Below are 11,149 nucleotides of genomic sequence, written 5' to 3'. Positions count from 1 at the left end.
CTTCCCGAACCAGCGCGCTAACGCCGGCTCTTGATCAGAACTACTTGGACTTTCAGATCATCCTCGGGAAGGTGCGCCCCTTCACGTCACCAGGCCGAGGGCCATCCACAAGTTCTGATCATTGCTCAGTCACCCCGGGGGCACTGGTCAGATACGGTGTCGGTGATCGGCTAATGACTCGCTCACATTAGCGGCATTTATGAAACAAGTTTTAGCTTGTCACAAAGCCGTGGCGATGTAACGCTCTGATCGAGCGCTGCATGGTCTAGTCTAGCCATGACTGCGAGATGGCTGGTTGGCGCGCCGCGGCTAGGATGGCAGCGATCCCGTTTCATCCCGACAGCTAGGAACGGAATTGAGGCCAAACCGATTTGGCGCCGCGCTCAGCGTTCTCGCTACCGGCGCACTGATCTTGTCGGGTTGCAGTGACAACAAAGCAACCAATGCAGCTGAGGGAAGTGCGACGACGGGTGCGGTGCCGGTGAATTGCGGCGGGACGAAGACGCTGAAGGCCAGCGGGTCCACAGCCCAGACCAACGCGATGACCCGCTTTGTCAAAGCATTTGAACAAGCCTGCCCGGGTCAGACGTTGAACTACACGCCCAATGGTTCGGGCGCCGGAATTAGCGAGTTCACCAGCAACCAAACCGATTTCGGTGGATCGGACTCACCGCTGGCCCCGAACGAGTACGCCGCGGCCCAGCGCCGCTGCGGCTCGCCGGCGTGGGACCTGCCGGTGGTGTTCGGCCCGATCGCGATCACCTACCACGTCAAGGGCCTGACTTCGCTGGTCCTGGATGCGCCGACGGCGGCCAAGATCTTCAACGGCGGCATTACCACCTGGAACGATCCCGCGATCCGGGCGCTGAACAAAGGCGCCGCATTGCCCGCTGAGCCGATCCGCGTGATCTTCCGCAGCGATCTGTCCGGGACGTCGGATAACTTCCAGCATTACCTTGATGCCGCGTCCAACGGCGCGTGGGGTAAGGGCACCGGAAAGACGTTCAACGGCGGAGTCGGTGAGGGCGCCAAGGGCAACGACGGCACCTCCTCGGCTATCCAGGCCACCGAAGGGGCGATCACCTACAACGAATGGTCGTTCGCCCAGGCGAAGAAGCTGAGCATGGCCAAGATCATCACCTCGGCCGGTCCGGATCCAGTGGCGATCAGCGCCGAATCGGTCGGCAAGACGATTGACGGGACCGCCGTTACGGGGCCGGATAACGACATGGTGCTCGACACTGTGACGTTTTACAATCCGACGCAGCGCGGCGCCTACCCGATCGTGTTAGCGACCTATGAGATTGTCTGCTCGAAGTATCCGGACCCGCAGGTTGGTGCTGCCGTGAGGGCTTTCCTGCAAAGCGCCACAGGCGCCGGACAGAATGGCTTGGCGGACAACGGATACATCCCCATCCCGGACGCGTGGAAGCAGTGGTTGAGGAGCGCAGTCAATGCCATCACGTGATCCCATGACTCGGCCGAGCGTTTAGCCGAGCGCCCCGCCGCTTCCGGCATCTTGGCCGCCCCGCCATTGCCGACCTGGCACTACTAGGTGCGGCGGCCTAATGGGCCAGGACGCGCCGCCGAAACACCCCTGAGGTCTTTCACAACCCGCCGACCGCCACCCGGGGACGCACGAGCCCGTTTCAACCCAATCATTAGGACCAATAGTCAGGAACTGAATTGAAGCTCAACCGATTTGGCGCCGCGCTGAGTGTCCTAGTGACCGGTGTGCGGGTGCTGTCAGGGTGCGAAGTTATCGATCGGCTGCTCCCCGCTGGGATCGAACCAGCGACCTTTCACGTGTGAAATGGTAACGGTCCGGTTGGTGATGGTGACGGCGCTGATGACGGCGCCGATAAAGAACAGCACCGCGCTGACCTGCAGCAGCCGTTCGAAGCTGGCATCGGTGAGCGTGCCGGCGGCGATGAGTCCCATGCAGCCCACCGCGATCAGCGTAGAAAGCCTGCCCACGGCGTTTTGGACTGCTGATGCTATTCCGCTGTGCGCGGGCTCGACGGAGAACAAATTGACCGCGGTCAGTGGTGTGATCGTGGCGACCAGGCCGACGGCCAGCACGATCCTCCCGGGCAGCAGGTGAGTGACGAGGTTGAATCCGTATACGGAGGGGCGGATGAGCAGTAGCCCGATCCCGGCCAGCGCCGGGCCCGCCGTCAAGAAAACCCTCGGTCCGATCCGTGCGGCCGCACGGCCGACGCGGCGGGCGAAGAGAAACGACAAAACGGGTGTGGGCAAGGTGATCAAGGCCGCGACGGTCGCCGAGTAGCCGGCGACCTCCTGGATGTAGAGGGCGATGGCGAGCGATCCCAGCATTAGGGCGCCGTACACGAACGCGGTGGCCAGATTGGCGCCGGCGAAGTTTCGGACTGTGAACAGTCCCAGCGGCAGCATAGGGCGAGAGGTACGGCGCTCCCATGCCACGAACGCCAGCAATGCCGCGACCCCGAAGACCATCGATGCGGTGACAAAGGGGTCAGCCCATCCGCGCCGCTGAGATTCGATCAGTGCGTACACCGTGGCGCTGAGTCCGGCCGCGGACAATGCCGCGCCGGGGACGTCGACGGGGGCCCGCTCGGCGAGCCCGGGCATCGGACGCAGCCAAAACGTTAAGGCGAAGCCGATGACCATCGGAATCGCCGACACGATATAGATCCATCGCCAGCTAAGGAAGTCCACGGCCAAGCCGCCCAGCAACGGGCCTAGCGCAAATGCAGTGCCGGTCCAGGCAGTCCAGGTGCCGATAGCACCGGGTCGGTGTGGGCGGTCGAAGGCGGAGTTGATCATGGCAAGCGAGCCGGGCACCAGAAGCGCGCCCCCCAGACCTTGGATGACCCGCGCGGTAATCAGCATCGCCGGCGAGTCCGCGGTGGCCGCCAACACCGAGCCCGTACCGAAGGCCGCCAGCCCGAAGCGCATCACCGGCACGCGCCCGAACAGATCGGAGATGGATCCGCCGGGCAGAATCATGGCTGCCAGGGCCAGCAGGTAGCCGTCGACGACCCACTGTTGCAGGGAGAGGCCCCCGCCGAGGTCGCGTTCTGTGGCCGGCAGAGCCAGGTTCACCATGGTGCCGTCTAGGAAGGGGACCAACGACACCGTGATCGCTACCACCATGACCCGGCTCGTCGGCGCGGCGTCGCGAACTTTCCCGTTCCATCCTGCAGCCGCCCGGTAGCGTCGAGTCCGATCACGGGGGGAAAGTTGCGCCGTGGTCATTGAAGCCTCACAGCGCGGCGGTCAGGAATTTGGATCGGACCGCGAAGCTGGCTTCGAAAGGCTCGCCGAAGTAGGTGGCCGCTTTGATCTGCGGTCGGACGACTGCCATAGTGAGTCCTCTCTTTGGTGAAGGCAGCACGACGCGCAACTTCGACCATGGAGTTGTAAAGAAGAATTACGCTACAAACTGCCCAACGATAAACGCGAGCCAACACAGCCTTGTTTTACGCGTGTTTTACGCGTCCTTTACATAACGATGGCAATTCCCGGCGCGTGATCCCCCGTAGCTAACATCACCGTCCCCGACGGCGTCGCGGCGTCGACGCGGCGTCCGGGACGCTTTTAGGCCGTACCGGCCCCGTACCGTAGCCGTAGGGGCAACGATCAAAAATGGTGCTGCTTAGGCGATTCGAGGCGTTTCAGCTAACCGCTTTGCCTGGTCGTTTCGGACGCGGCGAAGCCCTTCTAATCCCAAGGTCGCACGTTCGAGTCGTGTCGGGGCACTGGTCAGAGGGTGTTTTCGGTCCCGCAGAAAATGCCGGTCATCACCTGTTCATGGTTTACGTCCGTCACGGTCCGATCCACCAGGTCGGCGACCTGACTGTGGACGCGTCCGCGGGACATGTAGCGGTCTTGGGTCATCGACACCTTGGCGTGCCCGAGATGGTCTGCACCGATTCGCGCCGAGAGCCCCCGCCCTGACCGGTTTGGTCCTCGCCGGCGCCGTCGGGATTGGTAGTTCGATGGCACGCGTAGGGCGCGGGTGCACACGAGTTGGTGTGCTCACCCGCGCCCGCGGCGGTGGTTCAGGCCCAGCTGGAGCCGACGGCGCTGTCGGTGCTGGCCATGTTGCTGCCGGCGGTCTGCACCTTCTGCCCGTGGGAATTGGCCTGCTGGTAGATCACCTGGAAGTTACGACCCAACTGGGTGATGAACTCCTGGCAGGCCACCGAACCGGCGCCGCCCCAAAAGTCACCAGCGGCAAGCACATCGCGCACGATGGCCTGGTGCTCAGCTTCCAGCGATGCGGCTTGGGCGCGAATGGTCGCGCCGTGGGCGTCGACATCGCCGAACTGGTAGTTAATCGTCATCTCGATGTTCTCCTATCGTCGAAAGGCGTTGGCCAGCAGCGGTTAACTGCTGAGGATTTGCTGCGAGGTCTGCTCTTGCTGCTCGTAGTTGTTCGCGTCACGGATCAGCCCGTCGCGAACCCCGTGCAGCATGTTCACAATGTTGCGGAACGCCTGGTTGACCTGACCCATGGTGTCGTACGAGGTCGCCTGGGCCTGACCACTCCAGCCCGCACCGGCGATGTTCATCGACGACGCCCACATCTTGCGGGCCTCGTCCTCAACGGTCTGGGCGTGCATCTCGAAGCGGCCCGCCATGCTTCGCATCTGGTGCGGGTCCGTCATAAACCGTGTAGCCATCACACTGGTCCTTTCATTCATTGATTGGTATTTGTCAGAGATTCGTAGCGCTTGGCCCGACGCGCCCAACTCGTTGGGTGCACCAATGTAGCCAGACTGTTCAGCCTCAACCGATCACCCCCTAGACCGCGATCCGCGGCACCACGCTGGGTCGAGACTGCACGACATGCGCGACACTGCCGCCGCCCATCATCCGCCCGGGCATGCCACCGCCAGCTCCGCTCATCGGCATCATCGGCATCATCGGCATACCACCGGTGCCGGCCGCGGCACCGGCGCCGTTGGCCGCGGTGGCCATGGCGGCAGCGTCGGGCACGCCCATTTCCATGCCCGCGCTCGACAGGCCGCTCAGCGCCGAACTGGCCATCCCGGCCGGCATCGACCCAGCCCACGTTGGCGGCACCGACAACGCCCCGACCATCCGCGCCTGACCCAGACCCGCCGCCGCACCTAGTCCGGCTCCGCCCAGGGGCTTCACCGCTTCGGCGCCGCTCATCAGTTTGGGGCCCTGTGGCAACCCGGCGACGCCGGCCAACCCGGCGCTGCCGGCCAACCCGGTGCTGCTTTGCATCCCTCCCTGCATCGCGCTGCTCATCAGCATCATCATCGGAGACATCGCCATGCCCGCCGGACTCAACAACGCCTCTGCACCCTGCATCGCGGTCCCCAGCGGCAACGACTGCACCGCCGACATCATCTGCGGGGCGACGGTCGACGCCGCGGTTCCCGCCGCTTGCGCCAACCCGGCCAAGCCGGTCGGGGGCTGGCTGAACGGGGTCAGCAGCGAGGCCACCGAGACCGCATCGGCGTGGTATCCCACCATCGCGGCGACATCCTGAGCCCACATCTCCAGGTACTGGAATTCGGTGGCCGCGATCGCCGGGGTGTTCTGGCCCAAAAAGTTCGTCGCCACCAACGCCACCAGCGTCGAACGATTGGCCGCCACCGCTGCCGGATGCACCGTCGCGGTCTGCGCGGTCTCAAACGCCGTCGCAGCGGCCCGGGCCTGGGCAGCGACCGCCTCAGCCAGGCCGGCCGAGGTGCTGAGCCACCCCACGTGGGGCGTTGCCGCGGCGGCCATCGCGGCCGACGCTGAACCTGTCCACGGTGTGCTGGCCAGCGTGGAGGTCACCGAGTCAAACCCCGCCGCCGTCGCATGCAGGTCAGCGGCCAACGCGTCCCAGGCCGCTGCCGCGACAAACAACGGCCCCGACCCGGCGCCGGCATACATCAGGGCCGAGTTGATCTCCGGCGGCAGCAGCGCAAAGTTCATCACGAGAAGCGATCCTTAACTTGGTATTTCTCGACCGGGTGGTCTCCCGGCTCGTTAACAACGGTGACCCTTCGATGTACAGCCGGGCCATCGCACGAACTGGTGATCTTTAAGCCATGGTCATGCGATGCCTAAGGAAGCGTCGGTAGAACGTGTTTACAGCCTGCCGACTGCGGCCGGCCGCGACCGGGGCCACCCGGCAGTGTACGTAAGGAGGCCCGTTGTCGCCGAAAAGTGCGGCAACAGAAGTGAACTGGGCGTAATGCTGCGACAAGCCAGGGCCCGGGCGAAGTCCGTGCACCCTGTATAGCAGCCGGAGGGGCCTCGAACAACGCTTACGCCAGGACCGCATCGAGGCCGGTTAGAACGGGGCGATGTTGCGGCACCGCGGGTGAGATGCGTTGAGGCGTCGGCTGATCACGACCGCTTGCGTGGAGTGAGGAAACAACCGGCACCCGGTCAGCAGCCGCGAGGCCGTGGGGGCAATCTGCCCCACGTTCCACCGACGCTTCCTTAGGCATCGCATGACCATGGCTTAAAGATCACCAGTTCGTGCGATGGCCCGGCGGTACATCGAACACTCACCGTTGTTAGCAAGCCGGCACCCCAGCCGGACTGCGTCATTTGCACCTCGCCGCATCAGCTTCGCTGGCGTGCCGCCATTCGGAAGCCGGGGTGCCGAGAAAGGAACACGGAGATGTCGTTTGTCACCATCGCGCCGGAGTATGTCGAGGCGGCGGCCCAGGACTTGGCGGGCATCGGCTCGTCGCTGAGCGAGGCCACGAGTGCCGCCGCGGCTCCTACGATCGGACTGGCGCCTGCCGCTGCTGACGAGGTGTCGGCCGCGATTGCGGCATTGTTCGGCGACCACGGCCAGCAATTTCAAGCCCTCGCCGCCCGGGCTTCGGCGTTTCATGAGCAGTTCGTGGGCTTGTTGAACTCTGGTGCGGGTGCCTATCTCAGCACCGAGGCCGCCAACGCCGAGCAGACGCTGGCTGCGTCGGCTCCGTCGTTCGGTGGTGGCGCGGCGGGAGCGGTTGCTCAGGCCGAAAGCGCAGTAGCAAGCTCGCTTTCACAGTCCATCACGGGCTTTCAGACTGGATTTGCGGCGCTTGAGACGGGCGGGGTGCCGGGCCTGATCAACGACGTTAACTCCTTCGGCGCCACTGTCGCCGCGCCATACCAAACGCTCTTCTCGACTACAGGTGCCAACTGGCAAAGCCTAGAAACTGCGATCTCGGCCAACCCGGCGCCTTTGATGCACCAGATCAACCAGCTCGGTTACGCCCAGGCGATCGGCACCGGGTTCCAAAGCACCGTCCAGAACTTGCCTGCCGAGTTGGCCAATTTGCCGATGAATATCCAAGCCGCCCAGGCCCTTTCGGCTGCCAACCCGGCAGCTCTCGCGCAGTTGTTCATCAACCACCAGATCGGCTACGCGCAGACGATCTCTACGTCACTTCAGGCCGCCGCCCACGACTTCACTACCGGGCTGCAAGGCCTGCCGACCAGCTTCCAAACCGCCTTCCAGGATCTTGCGGCGGGCAACATCACCGGTGCGGAGAGCGCCATTGGGTCGGGCTTTTCCCACCTGTTCATCGCGAGCTACAACGTCACCGGCACGAACGTCATAAGCGTCACGCCGACAGGCACGTTAGGCGACCTACTACCCATTCTGTCGATCCCCGGACAGATGGCGCAGAACTTCACCAACATGTTGCCCGCCGGTTCCCTTCCTGCGCAGATGTCGCAGAACTTCACCAACCTGGTCAACACGGTCACCGACACATCCTTGACGTCAACCGCGAGTTTCCTTGCGCCCCCCGGCTTCGGAATAAATATAAACACCACCGCGGGGCTGCCACTGGTGTTGGGCATCGAGGCGCTCGGCGCTCCGCTCAACGCGCTCAACGCGCTGGGGTCCAGCGCGACAACGTTTGTCAATGCGGTGCAAACCGGCAACGTGGTGGGCGCCACCGCCGCAGTCCTGGATGCTCCCGCCGCCGTGGCCAACGGCTTCCTCAACGGCCAATCGACGTTGCCCCTGTCAATCGACGTAACGGGGCTGCCCGTCACGATCAATATTCCCATGGACGGACTTCTCGTTCCCGCGACTGAATACACCGCCACCGTTCCGGGACTTTCCGAGTTCGGGTTCCAGGGCTTGGTCACCGGTACGCCCATTGGCGGCCTTCTTCCCGGCCTGCTGACCTACCTGCCCGCCGACCTCGCGGCAGCACTGGGCGGCCCGCCGCCTCCCGTCATCCCGCTTACTCTGTAATGTAGGCACCGCATTTTCCAGAGCCAGCTGAAGGCCGCCCAGGCGAGCACCCGGGCGGCCTTCATCTTCACGTCTGCTTCGATACTTAAGCGCTGGGCTCGAGCCGCGCAGCGGCACCGCCCGGGCCGGGCAAAACGTGCGCAAGCTCCCCGCGGGAGCGGATGCCGAGCTTGGCGAACACCTTGCGCAGGTGGTACTGAACGGTGCGGGGGCTGATGAACAGCTGCACGCCGATCTCGTTGTTCGACAAGCCCTCCCGTGCCAGCCGCGCGACCTGCAGCTCCTGTGGGGTGAGGTCGACGCCGGTGTCGCCGGTCTTGGCGGAGCGCTTACGGGCCGATTCGCCGGTGGCCAGCAGCTCGCGTCGGGCTCGGTCGGCGAACCCGTCGGCTCCCATGGCCGAGAACATTTCCTCGGCCACCCGCAGCTGGGCGCGGGCGTCGACGCGCCTATTCTGGCGCCGCAACCATTCGCCGTAGATCAGATGCCCACGGGCACGCTCAACGACAATCGGGGTACGACCGAGATATTCGAGCGATTCGCGGTAAAGACTCTCTGCCACAGCGCCGTCGCTCGACAGCGCGCGGATGCGCGAGTCGATGCCCAGCGCCCACGGGGTAGGAGTCGCCTTCGCGCGCACCGCCATCCAGTCACGCGCGGCGGCAAGGAGTTCGACGTTGTCCGTGCGCGACGCTGCCTCGACCAGCTCGGGGACGACGAGGGCCCCTAACCCCGCGTGGTCGTGGTCGAATACCGGCTTGACGGCCGCCAGCGCATCAGCGTGGCGGCCGAGTCCGTTGTCGAGCACCGAGCGTGCGTAGGCGGCCAAATCGGCGGCCCTGCAATTCCCCTCGGCCTCCGCGGATGCCGTGGTCTCCTCGATCAATTCGCGCGCCTTCTCGCGCTCGCCGCGCCAGGCGGCAAGCAGCAATGTGCCAAATCTCAGCGGAGGGTTGCCCGTCGCGGCCGCGGCGGCGAAATCCTCGTCGATCACCGACGCCGCTTTCCCGAATTCACCGCGCAGCAAGAGCGTCCAGGCAAGGTAGTGCAGCGCGAGCTGCAGTTGGATCGGGGCGCCAGTCGTTCGGGCGAACTGTGTCTCGCGCAGCGCCAGGGCATACCAGGATTCGGCGTCCCACACCTCGGCGGCGAGGGCGGCCCTGATCTTGGAGCGGGTGATGGGCAACCAGCTGTCGAGCCGGCCGGCCTCCACGTCCGCGGCGAGCAGCATTTCGATCGCGCGATTAAGCAGCGGCGCTGCAGCCGCATAGCCATCGGTGAATAGGGCGACGAACGCGTCCAGCAGCACGTCGACGGCCCGCGGCGGCTGCGGGCTCGGGGGGCCGGCACGGGCGGCGGCGGCCGTTTCGAGGATGCTGCTCTTGTCCGGACCGTCGGGACCTGCCAGCCACATCGCGGCATCGAGTGCCCGCAAACGGACCTCGCGGGATGACTCGGCGCACAACGATTCAAAACGCCCGGCCGCGCTTCGCAGCAATTGAGCCGCCTCGCGTACGTGCCATTGGTCGAAGGCGATCTCCCCTCGCAGGTACTCGACCTGCGCGGTTTGCAGCGCGTCGAGAGGTCCGGTCTCGACCGCGACCAACAGCCCGAGCGCGGCGTCGAGTGCGCCGGCGTCGCGCTTGGCCTTCGCCGCGGCCAGCATCCGCGCCGCGCGACGATCCGGCGCCGGTGTCAGCATCGCCGCAAGTTCCAGAAACGCCGCCGCAGCGGCCACTCCTCCGCGTGCCAGGGCCCGGTCGGCGGAGCCCTCGAGTTCCGCGGCGACGGTCTCGTCGGGGCCGGCCGCGGCTTGAGCGCGATGCCAGGCCCGCCGGTCAGGATCTAACCGCGGGTCGGTGGCCTCGGCCAACGCACGGTGTGCGTCCTGTTTATCAGCCACCAACGCCGACCGGTATGCCGCGGAGCGAACAAGCGGATGAAAGAACTGCACCCGGGTGCCAAAGTGGATCAGCCCGGCCTCCATCGCAGGTGCTGCGGCCCGCGCATCGATCCCGAGCCGAGCTCCGGCGTTCCATAGCAACGACGGCTCGCCAACCGGATCGGCGGCCGCCAGCAGCACTAGCCGCCGGGTCGCCGACGGCAACGCGTCGAGGCGCCGCCGGAAGCTGTCCTCGAGACGGTCCGACATCGGCATCACAGCCGGCGCCGCAAACCCGCCCGCCAGCTCGGCGGGCGTCACGCTGCGCGGCAGCTCCGACAGCGCCAGCGGGTTGCCGCGCGTTTCGTTGACGAACCGCTCCCGCATCGCCGGATCAAGCGGCGCGGTCAGAGCCCGGTCCAGCAGTGCGTGGGCGTCGGCGTTGCTGAGGCCATCGAGGTGTAGTTCGGGCAATCCGGACAGTTCCGCGGTAGCGACCTGGGTGGCAAAGATCAGACCCACGGACTCGTCGCCCAGGCGACGCGCGACAAAGGTCAGCGCTTGCGCTGACGCGCGATCCAGCCATTGCTCGTCATCGATGAGGCAAATCAGCGGCTGCTGCTTTGCGGTGTCGGCAAGCAGGCTCAGCACGGCCAGAGCGATGAACAACCGATCCGGAACCGCCCCGACGCGGAAGCCGAAGGCCATTTGCAACGCGTCACGCTGCGGCGACGGGAGGTTGTCGAGCCGAGACAGGATTGGCGCGAGTAGCTGATGCAGGCCTGCAAAGGCCAGCTCCATCTCCGCCTCGACTCCACCGGCACGCAGCACCTGGCAGTCGCCGGCATGCTCGACGACCCAGTTCAGCAGCGCCGTTTTACCCAGGCCGCATTCGCCGCGCACCACCAGAACTCGGCTCCGACCCGACCCGACATCGTCGACAAACTCGGCGAGCGCCCGCGTTTCGGCGTCCCGCCCAATCAGCCCGACGGCGCACATTGCCGGATCAGGGCCCCCGATCGCATAGGTGCACGCTACACCGC

Annotated in this window: 7 protein-coding genes and 1 pseudogene; 2 read left to right on the top strand and 6 right to left on the bottom strand. The window is 65.4% G+C overall.

Annotated features, from left to right (window positions below; translation table 11 throughout):
* The first annotated feature begins 355 nt into the window (after positions 1 to 355).
* Positions 356 to 1,468, top strand: a complete 1,113-nt coding sequence (gene pstS / locus ACLP4W_RS01365) for a phosphate ABC transporter substrate-binding protein PstS (protein WP_442383374.1) — start codon at positions 356 to 358, stop codon at positions 1,466 to 1,468.
* Between the two features lie 278 nt (positions 1,469 to 1,746).
* Here pstS and ACLP4W_RS01360 read toward each other — a convergent pair whose 3' ends face one another.
* The 5 genes and pseudogenes from ACLP4W_RS01360 to ACLP4W_RS01340 form a co-directional block, all read right to left on the bottom strand.
* Complete coding sequence (locus ACLP4W_RS01360) at positions 1,747 to 3,138, bottom strand: MFS transporter (protein ID WP_442383372.1); 1,392 nt, start codon at positions 3,136 to 3,138, stop codon at positions 1,747 to 1,749.
* Between the two features lie 609 nt (positions 3,139 to 3,747).
* Positions 3,748 to 3,933: pseudogene (locus ACLP4W_RS01355) on the bottom strand (hypothetical protein); the annotation flags it as partial.
* A gap of 113 nt (positions 3,934 to 4,046) precedes the next feature.
* Positions 4,047 to 4,331 (bottom strand): WXG100 family type VII secretion target, encoded by a 285-nt coding sequence (locus tag ACLP4W_RS01350; RefSeq protein ID WP_442383370.1) that lies wholly within the window; start codon positions 4,329 to 4,331, stop codon positions 4,047 to 4,049.
* A 42-nt stretch (positions 4,332 to 4,373) separates the two neighbouring features.
* Complete coding sequence (locus ACLP4W_RS01345) at positions 4,374 to 4,670, bottom strand: WXG100 family type VII secretion target (protein ID WP_442383368.1); 297 nt, start codon at positions 4,668 to 4,670, stop codon at positions 4,374 to 4,376.
* A 121-nt stretch (positions 4,671 to 4,791) separates the two neighbouring features.
* Positions 4,792 to 5,943, bottom strand: a complete 1,152-nt coding sequence (locus tag ACLP4W_RS01340) for a PPE family protein (RefSeq protein ID WP_442383366.1) — start codon at positions 5,941 to 5,943, stop codon at positions 4,792 to 4,794.
* 697 nt (positions 5,944 to 6,640) lie between these two features.
* Between ACLP4W_RS01340 and ACLP4W_RS01335 the strand changes: the two genes are divergently transcribed.
* Complete coding sequence (locus tag ACLP4W_RS01335; protein ID WP_442383364.1) at positions 6,641 to 8,224, top strand: PE family protein; 1,584 nt, start codon at positions 6,641 to 6,643, stop codon at positions 8,222 to 8,224.
* 85 nt (positions 8,225 to 8,309) lie between these two features.
* Here the strand turns inward: ACLP4W_RS01335 and ACLP4W_RS01330 are convergent, their stop codons facing one another.
* The gene (locus ACLP4W_RS01330) at positions 8,310 to 11,105 is read right to left on the bottom strand and encodes a BREX system ATP-binding domain-containing protein (protein ID WP_442383362.1); all 2,796 of its coding nucleotides are present in this window, start codon (positions 11,103 to 11,105) and stop codon (positions 8,310 to 8,312) included.
* Positions 11,106 to 11,149: the final 44 nt, after the last annotated feature.

The organism is Mycobacterium sp., from assembly GCF_052145595.1.
Taxonomy (GTDB): domain Bacteria; phylum Actinomycetota; class Actinomycetes; order Mycobacteriales; family Mycobacteriaceae; genus Mycobacterium.
This window is presented reverse-complemented; position numbering and strand designations above follow the sequence as displayed.

Bases quoted from the DNA above. Each gene is read 5' to 3' on its own strand.
- ACLP4W_RS01345 (WP_442383368.1), bottom strand. From the start codon at position 4,670: ATGGCTACACGGTTTATGACGGACCCGCACCAGATGCGAAGCATGGCG.
- ACLP4W_RS01335 (WP_442383364.1), top strand. From the start codon at position 6,641: ATGTCGTTTGTCACCATCGCGCCGGAGTATGTCGAGGCGGCGGCCCAG.
- ACLP4W_RS01360 (WP_442383372.1), bottom strand. From the start codon at position 3,138: ATGGTGGTAGCGATCACGGTGTCGTTGGTCCCCTTCCTAGACGGCACC.
- ACLP4W_RS01350 (WP_442383370.1), bottom strand. From the start codon at position 4,331: ATGACGATTAACTACCAGTTCGGCGATGTCGACGCCCACGGCGCGACC.
- ACLP4W_RS01330 (WP_442383362.1), bottom strand. From the start codon at position 11,105: ATGTGCGCCGTCGGGCTGATTGGGCGGGACGCCGAAACGCGGGCGCTC.
- ACLP4W_RS01340 (WP_442383366.1), bottom strand. From the start codon at position 5,943: ATGAACTTTGCGCTGCTGCCGCCGGAGATCAACTCGGCCCTGATGTAT.